The sequence below is a fragment of the Erwinia aphidicola genome (assembly GCF_024169515.1).
In the GTDB taxonomy this organism is placed as follows: Bacteria; Pseudomonadota; Gammaproteobacteria; order Enterobacterales; family Enterobacteriaceae; genus Erwinia; species Erwinia aphidicola.
On sequence record NZ_JAMKCQ010000001.1, the window covers coordinates 3,594,548 to 3,614,926 of the forward strand.

Consider the following 20,379-nt stretch of genomic DNA (forward strand, 5'->3'; position numbering starts at 1 on the left):
GTAGACGTTGTTCTGTGTTTGCTAGTTAGCGCACCATGCTCACCCACTCGCGGCGCTTTTTAAAAACCTTCATCACTCCTTAACCGCACTGTCACACAACCCGGCCATCTTAGTGTGCAACCTGGTGGGGAGCGTTAAGGCAAATTGCTACCCCCGCTGAACGGACGGCTTCGCGGAGATTTTTTACATGCTCAACTTATCCAGACATCCGACCACTTTGTATCAGGCCATCGCCGCCCAGCTGGAGGAGGAGCTGCGCAACCGCTATCGCTGCGGGGAGTATCTGCCCTCCGAAAAACAGCTGGCCGCAAACTATGCCGTCAATCGCCACACCCTGCGCCGTGCGGTGGATGAGCTGGTGGATAAAGGGCTGGTTCAGCGCCGCCAGGGCGTGGGTATTCTGGTGCTGATGCGCCCGTATAACTACCCGCTGCATGCCCAGGCGCGCTTCAGCCAGAACCTGCTGGAGCAGGGTAGCCACCCGACCAGCGAGCGTCTGCTGGCGGTACTGCGCCCGTGCAATGCGGAAGTCGCCAGCGCTCTGGCGTGCAAAGAGGGCGACACGGTTGTCCACCTGCGCACGCTGCGCCGGGTCAACGGCGTGCCGGTCTGCGTGATTAATCACTACCTGCCCGATCTGAGCTGGTGGCCGCAGCTACAGCAGTTTAACAGCGGCTCACTGCACGATTTCATTCAGCAGCACCTCACCGCCGGGCTGACGCGCAAGCAGACGCGCATCACTGCCCGCCGCGCCCAGGCAAAAGAGAGTGGCCTGCTGGAAGTGGCCCTGCACGCGCCGCTGCTGTGCGTGCGCACCCTGAACACCTGTACCGACAGCGGCAGCATGGCGGAATACTCCGTCAGCCTGACGCGTGCCGATATGATCGAACTGACGCTGGAGCACTAAATGGAAGCAAACAAGGCACGTCAGCACTGGCTCTCCGTGCTGGCTCACAGCCAGCCTGCAGAGTTGCTGGCGCACTGGCCGCAGGATCTGAAGGCGGATTATCAGCTGCTGCGCCCGGCAGAAACCGGCCTGACTCGCCTGCAGGCGCGCATGGGTGGCACCGGTAAACGCTTTATTCTGGGCGATACCACCGTGACCCGTGCCGTGGTGCGGCTGGCAAACGGGCTGTGCGGATACAGCTACATTCTTGGCCGCGATAAAGATCATGCCGAACGCTGTGCGCTGCTGGATGCCCTGCTGCAAAGCGACGGTATGCAGCATCTGCATCAGCACATTATTGCGCCGCTGGCGGCCCTGCGTCAGGAGCAGCAGACGCTGCGCTCACGCGAAGTGGCCAGCAGCCGCGTTGACTTCTTTACCCTTGTCCGGGGAGATAACTGATGACCTTACTTGCCAGCTTTAGCCATCCTGTTGCTGATGCCCAGCGCGCCTTTCGCCGCATTCTGAAAGCGATGAGCGAGCCGGGCGTAATGGTGTCGTTGCCCGCGCTGCCGGCCTGGGGGCGTGCTTCTCCGGCCGCCACGGCGGTATTAATGACGCTGGTCGACCGCGAAACGCCGCTGTGGATCGACCAGGCGCTGAACGATGATGCGCTGCTCAGCAACCTGCGTTTCCATACCGGGGCGCCGGTCACCGCGCGTACCGACGCCCCCTTTGCCCTGCTGCACGCCGCTGACGGCACGGAGATAAGCCAGTTCTCTGCGGGGGATAACGTCGCGCCGGAGAAAAGCACCACGCTGATTATCGACGTGCCTGCCCTGAGCGGCGGACTGACGTTACGCCTGCGCGGGCCGGGCCTGATGGAGCGCCGCGCCATTGCGCCGCAGCTGCCGGAAAGCGTGCTCAGCTACCTGCGTAACCGCGCGCATCACTTCCCGCAGGGCATCGACCTGATCTTTACCTGCGGTGAAAACATGATGGCGCTGCCGCGCAGCACCGTTGTGGAGGTGTGCTGATGTACGTTGCCGTTAAAGGGGGCGAGAAGGCGATAGCCGCCGCCCATCAGCTGCAGGAGAGCCTGCGCCGTGGCGATGCGAACCGGGCTGAAATCCGCTGTGAACAGATTGATCAGCAGCTGGGTCTGGCCGTGGATCGCGTGATGACCGAAGGCGGCATTCACGACCGCCAACTGGCGGCGCTGGCGATCAAACAGGCGAGCGGCGATCTGGTGGAAGCCATCTTCCTGCTGCGTGCCTACCGCACCACGCTGCCGCGCCTGGCGGACAGCCTGCCGCTCGACAGTGCGGCGATGCGCGTCGAGCGCCGCATCTCGGCGGTGTATAAGGATCTGCCTGGGGGGCAGCTGCTCGGGCCGACCTACGACTACACCCATCGCCTGCTCGATTTCACCCTGCTGGCAGAGGGCAAAACGCCGCCCACGCCGCGTGCCGAACAGCCGCTACAGGCAGAGTGCCCGCATATGTTTGACCTGATGACGCGCGAAGGGCTGGCGCTGCGTGAGGAAGATGACGGCAGTGAACCTGTCGATATCACCCAGGATGCGCCATCCTACCCGATGCCGCGCTCGGCGCGCCTGCAGCAGCTGGTGCGCGGTGACGAAGGTTTCCTGCTGGCGCTCGGCTACTCCACCCAGCGCGGCTACGGGCGTACCCACCCGTTTGCCGGGGAGATCCGTACCGGCTATGTCACGGTGGAGATCTGCCCGGAAGAGCTGGGCTTCCCGCTGGAAATTGGCGAAGTGCTGCTGACCGAGTGCGAGATGGTCAACGGCTTTACCACCCCGGCAGATCGGGCGCCGCACTTCACCCGGGGTTACGGGCTGGTGTTTGGCCGCGCCGAGCGCAAGGCGATGGCGATGGCGCTGGTGGACCGTGCGCTACAAACCGATGAGCACGGCGAGCGCATTACCAGCCCGGCGCAGGACGAAGAGTTTGTGCTGTCGCACGCCGATAACGTCGAGGCAGCGGGTTTTGTCTCGCACCTGAAACTTCCCCACTACGTTGATTTCCAGGCCGAGCTTGAACTGCTCAAGCGCCTGCGTGCTGAATACCAGGAGAAACACCGTGACTGAACTCAGCGGTTACAACCCCGGCTACCTTGATGAGCAGAGCAAGCGCACCATCCGGCGCGCCATCCTCAAGGCGGTGGCGATCCCCGGCTATCAGGTGCCGTTTGGCGGGCGTGAAATGCCGATGCCTTACGGCTGGGGCACCGGCGGGATCCAGCTGACCGCCAGCGTGATTGGCGAAAATGACGTGCTGAAGGTGATCGACCAGGGCGCGGACGACACCACCAACGCCGTGTCAATCCGCCGCTTCTTCCAGCGCGTCAGCGGGGCAGCCACCACGGAGCGCACCGTGGATGCCACGCTGATCCAGACGCGTCACCGCATCCCGGAAACGCCGCTGGTCGAGGATCAAATCCTGATTTATCAGGTGCCGATCCCGGAACCGCTGCGCTTTATTGAACCGCGTGAGACGGAAACCCGCACCATGCACGCGCTGGAGGAGTACGGCATCATGCAGGTGAAGCTGTATGAAGATATCGCCCGCTACGGCCATATCGCCACCACCTACGCCTACCCGGTGAAGGTCAACGATCGCTACGTGATGGACCCGTCGCCAATCCCGAAATTCGACAACCCGAAGATGGATATGATGCCTGCGCTCCAGCTGTTCGGCGCCGGGCGCGAAAAGCGTATCTACGCGCTGCCGCCGTATACCAAAGTGGAGAGCCTCGATTTCGACGACCATCCGTTCAGCGTGCAGCAGTGGTCTGAACCCTGCGCGCTGTGCGGCTCGCGCGACAGCTATCTGGATGAAGTGGTGATGGATGATGCCGGCACGCGCATGTTTGTCTGTTCGGATACCGATTACTGCCATCAGCAACAAGAGAATCAGCCATGAACCGTGAATCTCCGCTGCTGGCGGTCAATCAGTTAACCCATCTTTATGCGCCGGGCAAAGGCTTTAGCGACGTGTCGTTTGAGCTCTATCCGGGGGAAGTATTAGGCATCGTCGGCGAGTCCGGCTCCGGTAAAACCACGCTGCTGAAGGCCATCTCGGCGCGGCTGACGCCGCAGCAGGGCGAGATTATCTACCAGGGCCAGGATCTCTACGCGATGAGCGAGAGCGAGCGCCGCCGTCTGCTGCGCACCGAGTGGGGCGTGGTGCATCAATACCCGATGGACGGCCTGCGCGCGCAGGTCTCTGCCGGGGGCAATATCGGCGAGCGCCTGATGGCGGTGGGGCAGCGTCATTATGGTGAGATCCGCCACACCGCAGGCAAATGGCTGCAGGACGTGGAGATCCCACTGGCGCGTATTGATGACCTGCCGGGCACCTTCTCCGGCGGTATGCAGCAGCGTTTGCAGATTGCGCGCAACCTGGTGACCCATCCTAAACTGGTGTTTATGGACGAGCCAACCGGTGGGCTGGATGTTTCGGTGCAGGCGCGCCTGCTCGATTTGCTGCGCAGCCTGGTGCGTGATTTGAATCTCGCGGTGGTGATTGTCACGCACGACCTCGGCGTGGCCCGCCTGCTGGCGCATCGCCTGCTGGTGATGAAGCAGGGCGCGGTGGTCGAGAGCGGCCTGACCGACCGGGTGCTGGACGATCCGCATCATCCGTATACCCAGCTGCTGGTGTCATCCATTTTATAATTCATCCTGTAGGGGGCGACCTTCTTTTCCGGTCGCCCCGGCAGGAGGCACGGGAATCACTATGAACCTGAAACTGCGCGTCGAAAATCTGTCGAAAACATTTGTGATGCATAACCAGCACGGCGCGGAACTGCCGGTGTTACGCAACGCCTCACTGCAGGTGGCGGCGGGGGAGTGCGTGGTGCTGCACGGCCATTCCGGCAGCGGCAAATCAACCCTGCTGCGCTCGCTGTATGCCAACTACCTGCCGGATAGCGGCCATATCTGGGTGGATCATCAGCAGCAGTGGGTTGATCTGGTCAGCGCCCCGGCGCGCCAGATCCTCAGCATCCGCCGCGATACGCTGGGCTGGGTCAGCCAGTTTCTGCGCGTCATCCCGCGTATCTCCACGCTGGAAGTGGTGATGCAGCCGCTGCTGGAGCGCGGCGTGGATCGTGCCGAGAGCGCCGCGCGCGCGAGCGATCTGCTGGGGCGCCTCAACGTACCGCAACGCCTGTGGGCGCTGGCGCCGTCAACCTTCTCCGGCGGTGAGCAGCAGCGCGTTAACATTGCGCGCGGCTTTATTGCCGAGTCGCCGATCCTGCTGCTGGATGAGCCGACCGCCTCGCTCGACAGCGTTAACAGTGCGGCGGTGGTCGGGCTGATTGAACAGGCGCGCCAGCGCGGTGCCGCCATCGTCGGAATTTTTCATGATAACGCGGTGCGCGATCGCATCGCTGACCGTCTGCATGTGATGCAACCCGCTGCTGTGGAGCACGCCGTATGATTATCAACAACGTTAAGCTAATTCTGGAAAATGAAGTCGTGGCAGGATCGCTGGCCTGCGAGAACGGCATCATCTCCGCCTTCTCCGATACGCCAAGCCAGCTGCCCTGCGCGATTGACGGCGAGGGCGGCTGGCTGATGCCGGGCATGGTCGAGCTGCATACGGATAATCTCGACAAGTTTTTTACCCCGCGCCCCAAGGTTGACTGGCCGGCGCACTCGGCGATGAGCGGCCACGACGCGCTGATTATTGCCAGCGGCATTACCACGGTGCTGGATGCGATTGGCGTGGGCGACGTGCGCGACGGCGGCCACCGTATGGAAAATCTTAACAAAATGATCGATGCGATACGGCACAGCCAGAAGCATGGCCTGAACCGCGCCGAGCACCGCCTGCACCTGCGCTGCGAGCTGCCTCACGACTCCACGCTGCCGCTGTTCGAGCAGCTGATGTGTAACCCGGCGCTGTCGCTGGTGTCGCTGATGGACCATTCGCCGGGCCAGCGTCAGTATGTGTCACTCGACGCCTGGCGCACCTACTTTGGCGGCAAGTACCAGCTCAGCGATGCGAAGCTGGATCAATATCAGGCCGATCAGCTGCGCCTGGCCGCCCGCTGGTCGCAGCCGAACCGTGAAGCGATCGCCGCATGGTGCCGCCAGTACCATATTCCGCTGGCCAGCCACGACGACGCGACTGACCAACACGTGGTGGAGTCGAAAGGGGTGGGCAGTACCATCGCCGAATTCCCGACCACGGTCGAAGCGGCACGCGCTTCCCATGAGATGGGTTTGCAGGTGCTGATGGGCGCGCCGAACATCGTGCGCGGCGGCTCGCACTCCGGCAACGTCTCGGCGGCGGAACTGGCTTCCCTCGGGCTGCTGGATATTCTCTCCTCCGACTATTACCCCGGCAGCCTGCTGGATGCCGCGTTCCGCATTGCCCGCGATGAGCAGAACGGCATTGCGCTGCCTGCGGCCGTTGCGCTGGTCACGCGCAATCCGGCCCAGTCCATTGGCCTGCACGATCGCGGAGTCATCGCCGAAGGCAAGCGTGCGGATATGGTGCTGGTGCGCCAGCATCGCGAGCAGGTGTATGTGAAAAGCGTTTGGGCGCAGGGGCGGACGGTGTTCTGATGGGGCGGCTGATCTGGCTGATGGGGCCATCCGGATCCGGCAAGGACAGCCTGCTGCTGGCGCTGCGCGAGTGTGCGCCGCCGCAGGTGGTCGTGGCGCATCGCTATATTACCCGCAGCGCGACGGCAGGGGGCGAGAATCACGTCGCCCTCAGCGAGCATGAGTTTATGCGGCGGCGCGAGTATGGTCTGTTTGCCCTCGACTGGCAGGCGCACCAGTTTTACTACGCGCTGGGTATCGAGATCGACCAGTGGCTGGCAAGCGGGCTGGACGTGGTGGTTAACGGTTCGCGGCTGCATCTGGCCGCCGCGCAGCAGCGCTACGGCGAGCGGCTGCTGGCGGTCTGTTTGCAGGTGTCGCCCGACGTGCTGGCGGCGCGCCTGCGGCTGCGCGGGCGCGAAGATGAAGCGGAGATCGCGCAGCGCCTGCGCCGGGCCGCGGAGCCGGTTGGCGCAGGCTGCCTGACGCTGAACAACGACGGTGAGCCGGGCAGGACATTGCAGGGGCTGTTATGCCTGCTGGATGGTGATAACCCTGGCCATCAGCGCTCTGGATCGTCGCTGACGTAGCCGAAAAACAGATTATGCGGATCCCAGGCGGCTCTCAGTTCATTGAGCCGCTGCCACTTTTGTTCGGAAAAGCAGAGCTGTGCCAGTTCCGGTGCCAGCGAGAGGTCTGTTTCGTTGATGTAGTAGCCGCTGACCCAGGGCTTAACCGCGGCATTCATTTTTTTCATCAGCCGCTGGTTAGCGGCGATCTCCTGCTGGTTTTCACCAATCAGATACCATGAAACGTAGTGGGGGGCCCACCAGGTAAAACTGCAGGGTTCTGGCACGGTAGGGTTGGTATCAATGACTGAAAATCCGAACGAGCGTGAGTCGGGCGCCTCCTGTTCCAGCAGCTGCGCGATAACCGGCAGCACTTCCTCAGGATGCTCAGTAAAAAATGCGCTTTCACTGGTGCGGCTGGTGCTGTAAGCGTCAGTGGCACCCAGCGCGTCGAACAGCTCCAGGTAGTTAAGGGTGCGGTTGTGAGTACTTTGTAATGAGCAGATCTGGGGCAATCTGCTGTGGTTAAAAATTTCAGCCACCTCAGTGGCGGAACTGAGGTTCTCGCCAAAGGAGACAACGTTCAGAACATAGTGCCAGCGCTGTTCTGCCGGGGGAGTACCAGCAGGGGAAAACTTGCCCAGAGCACCAAGAATTTCTGAACGCTGGTTATTTGCGGGTAACAGCCTCAGAATCTCTTCCAGCGCCGGACGCAGCTTTTCCAGTGGAAAATAGAAGGTGTTCATCACGGCGGCCGGTGCCGGGTGTAGCTGCAGCTTATAGCGCAGCACCACGGCAAAAAAACCGGGCCCCACGCCGCGCATCGCCCAGTATAAATCGGGATTTTCTGTCGCAGAGGTGGTGACGATACGGCCGTCTGCCAGCATCAGCTCTGCCGCCAGCACGGAGGCACAGCCCATACCATAAGCCGGCATGTTCCAGCCCATTCCGCCCCCCAACAGGAAGCCACCCAGCGCGACAAAACCCGTGTGCGCGCCGGGGAAAACCAGCCCGTACTGGAAGGTAGCCTGATTAAGCTGCTGGCTGAACACGCCCGGACCTGCCCAGGCCGTTTTGGCCCCGGCATCAATGGCGATAGCGCTGAATAATGATAAATCGACGGTGACGGCATTATGGCGTAACGGTGCCAGAGTGATGTTGTGGCCGGAACTGCGCAGTGCAACCTGATGCCCGGACTGAGCTGCCCAGCCCAGCAGCAGCTTAAGATCGTCACTGTCCTGCGGCTGGGCGATAAGCGCGGGGAAACGCTGCGGCTTTTTACTGTACCAGGTCATTGCCCAGAACCAGCGTAACCACTCTGGATCGGTCTGCCATACCAACACGCCTTTGAATGACTGCAGCAGCAGCGTTTTGCTCTCTCTGGCAAAGCCCGCTGCGGGGCGGATCCATCCCGGCAATATCACGCTCAATGCCGTTAACGCTTTAATCAGGCGGCGGCGCAAAAGTGAATGATTGTTCATACCATCCTCAGCTTAACCATCAGTGATTATTAACAGGCAACTTGCTGAAATAGTTCGCCAGCCGTTTCATATCTTCCGCAGTCAGATTTTGGCTAATGTTTTCCATCATTCCGTTTTTACGGCGGCCGGCGCGAAATGCCTGGAGTTGACTCTCCAGATAAGGTGCCTTTTGGCCGGCCAGATTTGGCCATTGCGGCGACTGACTGATACCGCCGGGTCCATGGCAGCTCATGCAACCACTGGCTTTGGCCAGCTGTTCAATCGTCCCGGCGGGGTAAGTCATATCACTGTCAGTCAGGTGGGCTTCTGCGGATAAAGTGGCGGCGGTAAGGGCGGCAAACAGCAGGCAGTTAAGCTGGCGGGTTATTCTGACTCTCATAAAAGTTCCTTTTTCGCGATAATCCTGATTCAGGGTTGCGCAGCGGGGAGTTGTTTACGCAATACGGATACGGCCGTTTCTGGGACCGCTGCCGACTGATTGCCCCAGGATGAACGAATAAAGCTCAGTACGTCGGCAATCTGTCGGTCGTTTAATCTGCCGGCAAAACCCGGCATCGAATAATAAGGGCCGGGCGATGCGCTTGCAGGCTGAGTCGCGCCGTTCAGAACAATGCTGATTAACCCTGCCGGATCTGCCGAGTTAACCGCAGAATTAACAGCCAGTGCGGGGAATTTTTTACGGTAGCCAAGGCCGTTAGTTAAATGACACCCTGAGCAGTTTTTTAAATAGACTTCCGCACCCGCTTTTGACAGATCCCCACGGCTAAATGCCGTAAAAGTGCGGGTACTATAGAAAAGTTGAGGTTGTTGAATCGCGGGGGACAATGAGCGCAGATAGTCAGCCATCGCCTGAAGATCCGGCTGAGTCATATATTGGGTTGAGTGGCTCACCACATCAGACATCGGGCCAAAGGTTGCCGCGTTGTCCGTAACGCCGGTCTTTAACAGCTCAACCAGTTCATCCCGCTGCCAGTTTCCCAGCCCGCTGCGCAGCTCTGCACGTAACGAAGGGGCCGCATAGCCGTCAATAACCTGCGCACCGGACAGGTAATGGCGATCGCTGTCGTCATAAGCGACTTCCTGTAAGGTGGCTGCCCGTGGTGTATGGCAGGCTCCGCAATGTCCTAATCCCTCAACATAATAGGCACCCAGTTTTACCGGATCTTCTGGCGCATTCTGTGGGACTGGCCCCGTTTTTGGCGCAAACAGCCAGCGCCACCATGTCACTGGCCAGCGCAACGATAATGGCCAGGGGATGCTATTTTTCGCGCTGGCGCAAGGCACAGCGTCAATGCCGTGGATGAAATAAGCGTAGAGCGCCTGCATATCGTGGTGGGAAATACGACGGTAAGAAGGCCAGGGCATCGCCGGGTAGAGTGTGGTGCCATCCTTGCGAATACCCTGTCTGACGGCGTTGTCAAAATCAGCATAGCTCAGGGTGCCGATGCCAAACTGTTTATCCGGGGTGATATTTGGCGGCACCATGCCGCCAATCGGTGAGGGGATAGGCGCGCCACCGCTGAAAGGGGGCTTACCTGGCTGGCTATGGCAGGCTACACAGTCACCCACGCGAGCCAGATAAGCACCGCGCTGGATCAGTTCAGGCGTTGCGCTGATGGACTGCTTTACTGCAGCAGTTTGGGGGGGCGGAATGACAAGGGTGATACCCCAGGCAATAACGATCAGCGTCAATGGCAGCGCAATCGCGATCTCTTTCCAACCCATTTTATACCAGCGGCCCTGACTGACTAATTCTCGGCGACCGGCAGTCAACATCCTGTTTTTTCTGCACATAATCTTCCTTAATAATGACAAACCTGGCTACCAGATGAGGCGGAGTAGGCCGCTGTTTTTTGCCCGTAAAGATTATTCGCTGTTGCGCCGTCGGGTTAGCCACAATGTGCCTGGAAAATGTACGATTGTGCTATTTTCGTGACTCGCCGGAAGAATTGTTGTATTAGTTCAGGCTCCAGGGGGAGCCCGGCAACGGGCTGAGAAATCGCAAGCGCAAGCGGCGCGATGACCCTTAACACCTGATCCGGATAATGCCGGCGAAGGGATGGGGCAATTTACCTGACTTTTGCCGGTAGTCTTTCCTCAAGGACTACCCGATGACCGAACGTTTTACCGAAACACTGCGCAGTTTAAGCCAGCCACGCTGGTCACAGGCCGTCTCGCATCGCTTTGTGCACGAGCTGTATCATGGCACCGTCGACCGCCAGGTGATGATCACCTACCTGGTTCAGGATCACCGTTTTCTCGACAGCTTTCTCACCTTAGTCGGTGCCGCTATTGCCAGCGCCGACAGCGTTGACGCGCGGCTGCGCTTTGGCCGCTGCGCTGGAATGGTCTCCTCCGAGGAGAATACCTATTTCCTGCGCGCTTTCGACGCGCTGGACGTCAGCGCGGCGCAGCGTCACAACACGCCCGATAGCGCACCCACCGCCGGGTTTAAGGCACTGATGCTGGAAGCGGCGGAAACCCGCAGCTATGCGGCGATCCTCACCGTGCTTAACGTCGCCGAATGGCTCTACCTTGACTGGGCCGCGCAGGCACCACAGCCGCTGCCAACGAGTTTTGTTCATGCCGAGTGGATTACGCTGCACGATAACCCCGACTTCCGCGAATTCGTGGCTTTCCTGCGGCGTGAACTCGATCGCGTCGGGCCAGCCCAGCGTGCGCAGTGCGAGGCGTTTTTCCAGCGCGCAGTCACGCTGGAGCTGGCATTTTTCGACGCGGCTTACGCCTAATCGCTTTTTAACGCTTCGGTGACGTGGCCAATGGCGCGAACGACGTCGTCGGAGCTGTCGCGGATATCGGCAATCACGCCGCCGGCTTCCTGCACCAGCGCCAGGCCGCGGTCGGCACGCTGCAGATTTGAGGTGATGCCTTTCTGCGCCTTGCTCGCCAGCAGGTGATTCTGCTGCACCCTCTGTTCGATTTCGCTGGTGGCGCGATTGATGTTTTGCGCCAGCGTGCGCACTTCATTGGCGACCACGGCAAAGCTGCGGCCGTGCGTGCCTGCGCGCGCGGCCTCTACCGCCGCATTGAGTGCCAGCAGGTTGGTCTGGTCGGCGATGCGGCGAATGCTGCTGACAATCTGCCCGATACTGTCCGAGGAGTCGCCCAGCCCGGTGATATCACCGGAAATGCCGTGCAGTTCACCCGCCAGCTCGTTCATGGTCTGCACGCTGTTGGCAATGACGCTGGCGCCGCGCATGCTGCTCTCGCTGGTTTGCAGGGCGGTTTGATAAGCCTGCTGGGCGGCATCGCGCTCCAGCTGGTTTTTCTCCACCTGGGCGGTGACGTCGGTGGCGAATTTCACCACTTTATACAGCTCACCGCTGTCATCGAACACCGGGTTATAGGTGGCGCGCAGCCAGATAGTGGCACCTTGCTTATTCACACGCTGGAACTGGCCGGAAATAAACTCACCGCGGTTAAGCTTCTGCCAGAACAGTGTGTAATCCGGGCTGCTGCGCAGCTCGGCAGAGCAGAACTGGCTGTGGTGCGTGCCGATAACTTCGCTGGCGCGATATCCCATGGTTTTGAGAAAGTTGTCGTTGGCTTTCAGCACTTCACCCTTCAGGTTAAAGGCAATCACCGCCATCGAGCGTTCAATCGCATTGGTCATTGCCCGCTGCTCCTGGGCGTCGATAATGCGTGAGGTAATGTCGGTAGCGAGCTTGACGATTTTGAACACGCGACCGTGACGATCCCGCACCGGAACATAGTTGGCTTCGAGCCACACCGGTCGATTGTCTTTCGCCACGCGCAGAAACTTATCGCTGAAGCTTTCCCCCCGATTCAGGCGCATCCAGAACTGCTGATACTGGCGCGACCGCAGCAGATCCGGCGTACAGAACATGCTGTGATGCTGGCCAACTATCTCATCTGATTTATAACCCATCTTCTCCAGAAACAGGGCATTAGCGGTGATAATGGTGCCATCGGCCATGAATTCAATCATGGCGATAGAGTCGTTTAACGAGTCGAGCGTGGCAGAAGAGTGTGAGCGTTTCTGCCACGCAAGGCGTGACGTGATTCCTGATGCAATAGTAGAAAACATGGTGAACCTTATTATTAGATTGGGTCTCGTCAGGATTATCGGCGCGACGCGTTAAAGATTCAGTCAATGCGTGCGCTTTGCAGGCCTTTTTTGGCCCTGTCATGTTTTCATCACTCCCGCGTCATTAAACCTTCATCCGCCACATGGTTAATAGGGCGCACAAGCAAAAGCGCTAACCCGATACGGTAAAAAATATGGCACAGGCACTGTTAAAAATTGCCCCCACGCAGCATACGGTTCCGCAAACGGCGCTCCGCCCGAAAGTGCTGGCGGTGAGTGGCCTTGGCAAGTCCTACGGCACGCAGAATCCTGTCCTGCACGATATCAATTTCGACCTGTATGGCGGTGAGCTGGTGGCGGTAATTGGGCGTTCCGGTGCCGGGAAGTCCACGCTGCTACACGTGCTGAACGGCACTATTCCGGCCAGCGAAGGGGAGATCATTAACTTCCGCAATAATGGACAGCAGCAGAACATCGTTGAGCTGAACTCCCGTCAGATGCGCCAGTGGCGCAGCGACTGCGGCATGATCTTCCAGGACTTCTGCCTGGTGCCGCGCCTGGATGTGCTGACCAATGTCCTGCTGGGCCGCCTGAGCCAGACCTCGACGCTGAAATCATTCTTTAAGGTGTTTCCCGATGCCGATCGCGCTCGTGCGATTGGCCTGCTGGAGTGGCTGAATATGCTGCCGCAGGCGCTGCAGCGCGCCGAAAATCTTTCCGGTGGGCAGATGCAGCGCGTGGCGATCTGCCGGGCGCTGATGCAGAACCCTAAAATTCTGCTGGCCGATGAGCCGGTCGCCTCGCTCGACCCGAAAAATACCCGCCGCATTATGGACGTGCTGCGCCAGGTAAGCGACAACGGCATCAGCGTGATGGTCAACCTGCACTCGGTTGAGCTGGTGAAAGAGTACTGTACGCGCGCCATTGGCATTGCTAAGGGGCGCATTGTGTTTGACGGGCATCCGGGCGATTTGACCGACGATCTGCTCTATACCCTGTATGGCGACGACAACCAGCAACGTAATTAACCTTCACTTTGGGATACGGAACTCAGCAATGAAAAAAATCATTCTTACCGCAGCGATTGCGACAGTTTTTGCCGCTAATGTTTCAGCTGCCGATGCACCAAAGGAACTGAATTTAGGCATCCTCGGCGGCCAGAACGCCACGCAGCAGATTGGTGATAACCAGTGCGTGAAGGCGTTCTTCGATAAAGAGCTGAACGTGGATACCAAACTGCGCAACTCTTCAGACTACTCTGGGGTGATTCAGGGGCTGCTGGGTGGCAAAGTGGATATGGTGTTGAGCATGTCACCCTCGTCTTATGCCTCGGTGTACATCAACGATCCGAAAGCGGTCGACGTGGTGGGCATCGTGGTTGACGACGCCGACAAATCACGCGGTTACCATTCGGTGGTGGTGGTGAAAGCGGACAGCCCGTACAAAACGCTGGCCGATCTGAAAGGGAAATCTTTTGGCATGGCAGACCCGGACTCGACCTCCGGCTTCCTGATCCCCAACCAGAGCTTTAAGAAAGATTTTGGCGGCTCGGTGGATGACAAATATAACGGCCACTTCTCCAGCGTCACCTTCTCCGGCGGCCACGAGCAGGATGTGCTCGGCGTGCTGAACGGCCAGTTTGACGGCGCGGTAACCTGGGCTTCAATGATCGGCGACTACAACACCGGCTACACCAGCGGCGCATTCACCCGCATGATCCGTGCCGGTCAGCCTGACCTGATGAAGAAAATTCGTATTATCTGGCAATCGCCGCTGATCCCGAACGGCCCGATTCTGGTCAGCAACAAGCTGCCGGCTGATTTTAAAGCGAAGCTGATTACCGCCATCAAAAAACTGGATAAAGAGCAGCACAGCTGCTTCGTGAAGGCCGTGGGCGGCGCACAGCACATTGGTCCGGCGACCGTGGCTGACTACCAGGCGATTATCGATATGAAACGCGAGCTGACCAAAGCCCGCTAATTGCCCGCCATTTTCCGCATCTGAGGGCCGGTTTCGCCGGCCCTTCACTCAGGTATCCGCATGACCAATCCCGACTTTGAACGTTACTATCAGCAGATCCGCGGCAGGCAAAAGCGCGACACCCTGCTGTGGTCGCTGACGCTGGCCGCGCTCTATCTGGCCTCCGGCAATATGGCGGAATTTAATCTGCACACCGTATGGGTGTCGATGCCGCACTTCTTTGATTACCTCGGCGAAACCATACCGGTGCTGCACCCGGACAAGCTGTTTGCCGACAGCCATACCGAAGGGTCGTTCGCTTACTGGGGTTACCGTCTGCACATCCAGCTGCCGCTGATTTGGGAAACCCTGCAGCTGGCGCTGGCGGCGACGCTGGTCTCGGTGCTTATCGCCGGGATGCTGGCCTTCCTTGCCGCCAGCAATACCCAGACTCCGCGCGGATTGAGCTTTGCCATCCGCAGCAGCGTGGCTTTTCTGCGCACCATGCCCGAGCTGGCGTGGGCGGTAATGTTTGTGATGGCGTTTGGTATTGGGGTAATCCCCGGCTTCCTGGCGCTGGCGCTGCACACCATTGGCAGCCTGACCAAGCTGTTCTATGAGGCGATAGAAAGCGCTTCCGATAAGCCGGTACGCGGGCTGGCCGCCTGCGGTGCCTCGTCGCTGCAGCGCATGCGTTTTGCCCTGTGGCCGCAGGTGAAACCGGTATTTCTCTCCTACGGATTTATGCGCCTGGAGGTCAACTTCCGTCAGTCAACCATTCTCGGGCTGGTGGGCGCGGGGGGGATCGGCCAGGAGCTGATGACCAATATTAAACTCGACCGCTACGACCAGGTGAGCATGACGCTGCTGCTGATTATCGTGGTGGTGTCGCTGCTGGATACTTTCTCCGGCAAGATCCGCCAGCGCGTGGTAGAGGGGAAAAACGCATGATTGGACTGATTGGTAATGAACAGCTGGACGGCATGAAGCAGCAGCATCAGGCGCTGTTTGCCGTACAGAAGCGCTACCTGCGCAAAACCGCGCTGATTGCCGCCGCCATTTTGCTCTATTACGTTTTCTTTTTTGCTGCGTTCGGTATCAGCTGGCAGCAGCTGACTGTTGGCATGGGGCAGCTGGGGCACTATTTCCTGCGCATGTTTGTCTGGCATGACGTGGCAAACTGGCCGTTTGCCTACTACTTCGGCCAGATCTTTATCACCATTGCCATTGTGTTTGCCGGCACCATCACCGCGACGGTGATTGCGCTTCCGCTGTCGTTCCTGGCGGCGCGTAACGTGATGCATTCGCCCGTGCTGCGCCCGGTGGCGCTGCTGATGCGGCGGCTGCTGGATATTCTGCGCGGGATTGATATGGCGATCTGGGGGTTGATTTTCGTGCGGGCAGTGGGCATGGGGCCGCTGGCCGGGGTACTGGCAATTATCATGCAGGACGTGGGCCTGCTGGGGAAGCTGTACGCGGAGGGGCACGAAGCGGTGGAGCGCTCACCGGGGCGCGGGCTGACGGCGGTGGGCGCCAACAGCCTGCAAAAACACCGTTACGGTATCTTTACCCAGTCGTTTCCGGCGTTTCTGGCGCTCAGCCTGTATCAGATTGAGTCAAACACCCGCTCAGCGGCAGTGCTCGGCTTTGTCGGCGCGGGTGGAGTGGGGCTGGTGTATGCCGAGAATATGCGACTGTGGAACTGGGATGTGGTGATGTTTATCACCCTGATTATGGTGGTGATTGTGATGGCGATGGACCACCTGTCCGCGAAGCTGCGTAAGCGCTATATCCGCGGCCAGGCAGTACCATTGTTTGGCCAGGAATAACGTTTCAACGGGTCGACCGAAAAAAAAGGTCGACCCCTACGTGTAAGGCAGCCTGGGTTTTGTAGGGGCGGACCCTCTTTTTCGGTCCGCCCGGCATCAATCGCGCACCCGGTCCCACCATAGCTGATGCAGCTCGTAATAACGGTCGCCCGGCTCGGGCTGTTTATCCCAGGGTTTATCGATGATGTAATGGATATTCTTCACCCGCGCCAGATCCCAGATTTTCGGGTGCTGGTGCGGCAACGTTTTCAGCGCGTTGTAAAGGTAAGGCAGCGGCTGCCAGCGGCCGTGATAAAACTGATTGAGGAAGTCCTGCTCGGCAAACAGAAAACCGGACAGGTCGTCCAGCGCCGCCAGCTGGGCCAGCATCTCGTCAAATACCGCGCGGTCCGGCTTCAGCAGCAGGAAACCGCCATTCAGATAGTTATCCACCTTGTCCAGCTGCTCAACATGGTCCACGCCTTCACACCAGCTGTAGAAGCAGTTTTCCGGCACCCAGTCGGCCGGATAGCTGGCAATACGGTTGGGATTGCAGCGGCAGGCGTGGCACGCCGCGATAGTGTCGGGCGCCAGCGGCTGGGTGAACAGCTCATCCATGTTCTGCGTCACCAGCATATCCGCATCCAGAAACGCCACGCGCTCAAACTCCGTCAGCGTCCACGCCGCCAGCTTGGTCCACACCTCGGCGAAACGCGCGTTGGCATAGCTGTTGGCGAGTGAGGGATTGGGGCTAAGCGGGGCGACATCACGCAGCAGGCAGCCTTGCTGTTCCAGCACCTGACGGGCGGCGGCATCAATATTTTCCGTCACCATCACCACCAGCGGATAGCGGCTCTCCACGGCGCGCAACGATTTCTGCAGCGCCTCTACGCCAACCACATAGCCCGGCTGCGTCAGCAGGGTAACCCATGCCATCATAGTGAATCTCCCTGATCCAGCAGCTGCTGGCTGAATGCATTACTGAATTTGTGCTGCGGGTCCAGCGCTTCACGCACTTCGCGGAATGCGGCCATCTGCGGGTAAATCTCATCCCAGTGATACAGTGATGCATCGAAGTATTTGCCCCAGTGCGGCCTGCCGCCTTCTTCCGCCAGCAGTTTTTCAACTTCACGCAGGAAAGCCACGCCGTCGGCAGAGAGCGAGCCATCTTCCGCGTAATAGACCACAAAGCCAAAGTAGCAGCTGGGCTGCTGCCAGGCGGGGCTGAGCCAGCTCTGCGAGGCGCCGGTACAGCGCAGGATCACCGGGTAGTGCATATGGGGATTGGTGTCGCTGTGCCACTGCTTGATGCGGGCAATCACAGCCGCCGTGCGCGCCAGCGGAATGGCGATCTCCACGTTAATCTGCGGCGTGGCGATGCCGCGACAGAACACCTGATAAACATCGCCGGTCACGTCGGAGAAGTCCTTGAAGCGCGTGACGGTGCGGAACGGTTTGCCGTTATCATCAACGATCTGCGTGTCGTTGCGCATATGTTCCAGCGTCTGGTCAATGGTCTGATTCATCGCGTCGCTGGTCTCTTCCTGCTTCACCAGGTCGCCATGATTCTCACGGTACTGCGCACGCTCTTCATTGGTGGCGCTGCGGGCGGCCCAGACATGAACCTGATTCTCACCGGGGAACCACCAGGCTTTACTCAGCGCGTAGTCGTTGTTCCACGTCAGCAGGTCTTGTTCCAGCGTGTCGGCACTGACGGCATTTTTAAAACAGGTGTAAATCTCACTGGGGCAGGTACGCAGCGTGACCGCCGTGACCACGCCCAGGCTGCCCAGACCCAGCTGCACCGCCGGGAACCACGGGTGCTGACGATCGAAAGTCTGCACGCTGCCGTCGGCCAGCACCATGCGAATACTCAGCGCTTCATCGCCGATGGAGCTCTGCTGTAGCCCCTGGCCGTGGGTGCCGGTAGCCAGCGCACCGGCCAGGGTCTGCGCAGCGATCACGCCGGGGGAGGCGGGCAGCATACGGCCCATCGCAGACAGCAGTTCATAGACCTCATGCAGCGGCGTACCGCCGGCAAAGGTGGCGCTGTCGGCATCGCTGCTAATCAGCCCGCGCAGGGCGGAGGTATCAATCAGGCGGTCGCCGCGCTGCTGCAGCTCCAGCATGCGCCCGGGCGACATACGGCTGCCCATTACGCGCACTTTGCCGGTAGATTTGGCCAGCATCGCCTGCAGCTCACTTTCACTGGCGGGGGTGGCCACGCTGCTGGTGTCGGCAAGGGTGGCATTTTGCGCCCAGTTCCACAGTTTGCTTTCCTGCGGCGATATCTGCGGCTGCCGGCGTGGATAACCAGCGGATTCACGTGTCATTGACGGCTCCTGTTCAGGACAATCACGGTGTGGTGATAAAATGGCGAGGATACTTACTGAGATTAAGCGTAGACGAAAAGCCCCGTTATTGCTGCATAGCGGGGCGAAAAAATTGTACGTTAATTTTATTGTTGTACAGATTTAGCTGGCGGGACGCAGGTAGCGCAGCGTGGCATCAACCACCAGCTTGCGGTTGCGGGTGAGGCTCTGCTCCTCACTTTCGTTACCGCCGAACAGGGTTTTAAACGTGTAGTGGTTGGCAACGTTGTGAAAGCTGATGCTGCTAATCAGGCGGTGAACGTCCACCGTGGTGACGTGCGGGTCAAACTCGCCGCTCTGCTTGCCGCGCTGTAGCACGCTGTCCAGTACCGCCAGCGCGCTCTGGTTCAGCGTAATGATGGTGGCCGACTGGCTAATATAGCGGCCGCGCATCAGGTTTTCGCTGCAGATTAAGCGCATAAAATCCGGGTGGCTGATGTGGTAGTCGAAGCTGGCTTCCGCGAGGCGCGCTATCGCCAGCGAGGGCGTCATCTCGGCCAGATTAAGCCCGGTTTCATGCTGGCGAATTTCCCGGTAGACATGGTGCAGGACATCAACGTACAGCTGCTCTTTATTGCTGAAGTGATACACCACCATGCGCTTGGTGGTTTGCGCGTTTTCGGCGATCTGCTCCATACGTGCCCCCTGCAGGCCAAATTCGGCAAAGGTGGCCAGCGCGCTGGCGAGGATACGTTTTTTTAACCCTTCGGGATCGTTCTTGCGTTTGGCGGGGGCTGGCATAACGGCTAAATATCCATTTAATTTCAGTGGAAACCACCGCCAGATTAACGTCAGCGCGCGCGATTTACAAATCGCGCCGGGTTACATCGCAGAAAACCACGGGTGGGTGCGCTCAATCACGCTGGTCTGATGCTGCCTGATGCGTTTCGCCAGCTTGGCGCTGTCGGGCAGATCGTGGCCGCGCAGCACGGTTTCCGCCGTGGCGCCAAAGGTGATAATGCCGCGGGTGGCAATATCAGCCGCCGCGATATAATCGGTGAGCCGATCCGGATTATCGCGGCTGGCTGCCGCTTTTTCCCGACAGTTGGCCAGCAGTTCCTGCAGCACGCAGTAAAGTTCATGCGTCTCCCCCAGCAGCGCCACGCGGCCGCTGGATTTCTTCAACACCTGCTTCACGCGGGTAAACGCCAGCTGAGTATCCTGGGCGCTGAACAGGGCTTCCAGCGTTTGCTGCCAGCGCTGATAGGTGCGCAGGAACAGGGCGTTTTTCACCAGCGCCGGGCTGGCGTGCTGCCAGTCAAAGCGCTTACTCAGCTTTGCCACCTTGTGCTGAAGCTTGTCGAACTGGCCTTCATCGATCGGCTTTTCTGGCATCAGCGGCGTGAGCTGGTCAATGAACGCCTCGATCTCCGCCTGTGCGTCCGGCGACAGCTTGGGTAGCGTTTTGCGCTGCTGCAACAGCTTCAGCAGGGTGAGATCGTAAAAGGCGGCGCTCACCATTTCACCCGCCAGCAGCGCGCGGTTTACGGCGTGGATCACCTGTTCCGACTGCACGCTGGAGCGCTGTGCCAGCAGGGAGGCGTGCAGTTGACTATAAGCCGGAGAGGGGCTGAGCACTGTATTCATGGTGAGCCTCGCGCTGTCAGGTAGCCCGGCCGATGCCGGAGAGTGCCACAGAGTATGGCAGATTATC

22 protein-coding genes and 1 riboswitch are annotated in these 20,379 nt (G+C 59.5%); of the genes, 14 read left to right on the plus strand and 8 right to left on the minus strand.

Going from position 1 to position 20,379, the window contains the following annotated elements:
• Positions 1-187: 187 nt before the first annotated feature.
• The 9 genes from phnF (at position 188) to phnN (ending at position 7,057) form a co-directional block, all read left to right on the plus strand.
• Complete coding sequence (phnF, locus tag J2Y91_RS16930) at positions 188-907, plus strand: phosphonate metabolism transcriptional regulator PhnF (protein WP_048918505.1); 720 nt, start codon at positions 188-190, stop codon at positions 905-907.
• The gene (gene phnG, locus J2Y91_RS16935; RefSeq protein ID WP_133623936.1) at positions 908-1,348 is read left to right on the plus strand and encodes a phosphonate C-P lyase system protein PhnG; all 441 of its coding nucleotides are present in this window, start codon (positions 908-910) and stop codon (positions 1,346-1,348) included.
• Positions 1,348-1,923, plus strand: coding sequence for a phosphonate C-P lyase system protein PhnH (phnH, locus tag J2Y91_RS16940; RefSeq protein ID WP_048918503.1), 576 nt, complete (start codon positions 1,348-1,350; stop codon positions 1,921-1,923). Before phnG ends, phnH begins: the two co-directional genes overlap by 1 nt.
• On the plus strand, positions 1,923-2,999 hold the full coding sequence (locus tag J2Y91_RS16945; protein ID WP_048918502.1) for a carbon-phosphorus lyase complex subunit: 1,077 nt from the start codon (positions 1,923-1,925) through the stop codon (positions 2,997-2,999). The genes phnH and J2Y91_RS16945 overlap by 1 nt, the downstream gene beginning before the upstream one ends.
• Positions 2,992-3,834 carry an alpha-D-ribose 1-methylphosphonate 5-phosphate C-P-lyase PhnJ gene (locus J2Y91_RS16950; protein WP_048918501.1) on the plus strand — a complete coding sequence of 281 codons (843 nt, stop codon included), beginning with the start codon at positions 2,992-2,994 and terminating at the stop codon, positions 3,832-3,834. The genes J2Y91_RS16945 and J2Y91_RS16950 overlap by 8 nt, the downstream gene beginning before the upstream one ends.
• Entirely contained in the window at positions 3,831-4,589 is a 759-nt protein-coding gene (gene phnK / locus J2Y91_RS16955) for a phosphonate C-P lyase system protein PhnK (RefSeq protein ID WP_133623935.1), read from the plus strand. The genes J2Y91_RS16950 and phnK overlap by 4 nt, the downstream gene beginning before the upstream one ends.
• Positions 4,590-4,650: 61 nt before the next feature.
• Entirely contained in the window at positions 4,651-5,355 is a 705-nt protein-coding gene (phnL, locus tag J2Y91_RS16960; RefSeq protein WP_133623934.1) for a phosphonate C-P lyase system protein PhnL, read from the plus strand.
• On the plus strand, positions 5,352-6,488 hold the full coding sequence (gene phnM / locus J2Y91_RS16965) for an alpha-D-ribose 1-methylphosphonate 5-triphosphate diphosphatase (RefSeq protein WP_253538961.1): 1,137 nt from the start codon (positions 5,352-5,354) through the stop codon (positions 6,486-6,488). Before phnL ends, phnM begins: the two co-directional genes overlap by 4 nt.
• On the plus strand, positions 6,488-7,057 hold the full coding sequence (gene phnN, locus J2Y91_RS16970) for a ribose 1,5-bisphosphokinase (RefSeq protein WP_133623932.1): 570 nt from the start codon (positions 6,488-6,490) through the stop codon (positions 7,055-7,057). Before phnM ends, phnN begins: the two co-directional genes overlap by 1 nt.
• Here the strand turns inward: phnN and J2Y91_RS16975 are convergent.
• From J2Y91_RS16975 to J2Y91_RS16985, 3 genes are read right to left on the minus strand one after another with little or no spacing between them, the layout of a single operon-like run.
• Positions 7,030-8,517 carry an FAD-binding oxidoreductase gene (locus J2Y91_RS16975; RefSeq protein ID WP_133623931.1) on the minus strand — a complete coding sequence of 496 codons (1,488 nt, stop codon included), beginning with the start codon at positions 8,515-8,517 and terminating at the stop codon, positions 7,030-7,032. The two genes, phnN and J2Y91_RS16975, sit on opposite strands and share 28 nt — an antisense overlap.
• A gap of 19 nt (positions 8,518-8,536) precedes the next feature.
• Complete coding sequence (locus J2Y91_RS16980) at positions 8,537-8,896, minus strand: c-type cytochrome (RefSeq protein WP_053110492.1); 360 nt, start codon at positions 8,894-8,896, stop codon at positions 8,537-8,539.
• Between the two features lie 29 nt (positions 8,897-8,925).
• Positions 8,926-10,293, minus strand: coding sequence for a cytochrome c (locus J2Y91_RS16985; RefSeq protein WP_253538963.1), 1,368 nt, complete (start codon positions 10,291-10,293; stop codon positions 8,926-8,928).
• A gap of 186 nt (positions 10,294-10,479) precedes the next feature.
• Positions 10,480-10,594, plus strand: a riboswitch (TPP riboswitch).
• A gap of 34 nt (positions 10,595-10,628) precedes the next feature.
• Here J2Y91_RS16985 and J2Y91_RS16990 point away from each other — a divergent pair.
• Positions 10,629-11,267 carry a TenA family protein gene (locus J2Y91_RS16990; RefSeq protein WP_133623929.1) on the plus strand — a complete coding sequence of 213 codons (639 nt, stop codon included), beginning with the start codon at positions 10,629-10,631 and terminating at the stop codon, positions 11,265-11,267.
• Here the strand turns inward: J2Y91_RS16990 and J2Y91_RS16995 are convergent.
• Positions 11,264-12,586 (minus strand): methyl-accepting chemotaxis protein, encoded by a 1,323-nt coding sequence (locus J2Y91_RS16995; RefSeq protein ID WP_133623928.1) that lies wholly within the window; start codon positions 12,584-12,586, stop codon positions 11,264-11,266. The genes J2Y91_RS16990 and J2Y91_RS16995 overlap by 4 nt on opposite strands.
• 194 nt (positions 12,587-12,780) lie before the next feature.
• Here J2Y91_RS16995 and phnC point away from each other — a divergent pair, with 194 nt between their 5' ends.
• Genes phnC through phnE (J2Y91_RS17015) form a run of 4 tightly spaced genes read left to right on the plus strand, consistent with a single transcriptional unit; the run spans position 12,781 to position 16,374 of the window.
• On the plus strand, positions 12,781-13,614 hold the full coding sequence (gene phnC, locus J2Y91_RS17000) for a phosphonate ABC transporter ATP-binding protein (RefSeq protein ID WP_133623927.1): 834 nt from the start codon (positions 12,781-12,783) through the stop codon (positions 13,612-13,614).
• A 28-nt stretch (positions 13,615-13,642) separates the two neighbouring features.
• Positions 13,643-14,566, plus strand: a complete 924-nt coding sequence (phnD, locus tag J2Y91_RS17005) for a phosphonate ABC transporter substrate-binding protein (protein WP_062818139.1) — start codon at positions 13,643-13,645, stop codon at positions 14,564-14,566.
• 60 nt (positions 14,567-14,626) lie between these two features.
• Positions 14,627-15,496 carry a phosphonate ABC transporter, permease protein PhnE gene (gene phnE, locus J2Y91_RS17010; RefSeq protein WP_099755054.1) on the plus strand — a complete coding sequence of 290 codons (870 nt, stop codon included), beginning with the start codon at positions 14,627-14,629 and terminating at the stop codon, positions 15,494-15,496.
• A complete protein-coding gene (phnE, locus tag J2Y91_RS17015) occupies positions 15,493-16,374 on the plus strand; it encodes a phosphonate ABC transporter, permease protein PhnE (RefSeq protein WP_133623925.1) in 882 nt (293 codons plus the stop codon). Before phnE (J2Y91_RS17010) ends, phnE (J2Y91_RS17015) begins: the two co-directional genes overlap by 4 nt.
• Before the next feature lie 96 nt (positions 16,375-16,470).
• On the opposite strand, the gene J2Y91_RS17020 is transcribed toward phnE (J2Y91_RS17015), so the two are convergent.
• From J2Y91_RS17020 to J2Y91_RS17035, 4 genes are all read right to left on the minus strand, one after another.
• Complete coding sequence (locus J2Y91_RS17020) at positions 16,471-17,292, minus strand: glycosyltransferase family 8 protein (RefSeq protein WP_133623924.1); 822 nt, start codon at positions 17,290-17,292, stop codon at positions 16,471-16,473.
• Positions 17,289-18,686 carry a D-arabinono-1,4-lactone oxidase gene (locus tag J2Y91_RS17025; RefSeq protein WP_133623923.1) on the minus strand — a complete coding sequence of 466 codons (1,398 nt, stop codon included), beginning with the start codon at positions 18,684-18,686 and terminating at the stop codon, positions 17,289-17,291. The genes J2Y91_RS17020 and J2Y91_RS17025 overlap by 4 nt, the downstream gene beginning before the upstream one ends.
• Positions 18,687-18,827: 141 nt before the next feature.
• A complete protein-coding gene (locus J2Y91_RS17030; RefSeq protein WP_133623922.1) occupies positions 18,828-19,466 on the minus strand; it encodes a TetR/AcrR family transcriptional regulator in 639 nt (212 codons plus the stop codon).
• Positions 19,467-19,547: 81 nt separating this feature from the next.
• The gene (locus J2Y91_RS17035; RefSeq protein ID WP_048915669.1) at positions 19,548-20,312 is read right to left on the minus strand and encodes a hypothetical protein; all 765 of its coding nucleotides are present in this window, start codon (positions 20,310-20,312) and stop codon (positions 19,548-19,550) included.
• Between the last annotated feature and the right edge of the window lie 67 nt (positions 20,313-20,379).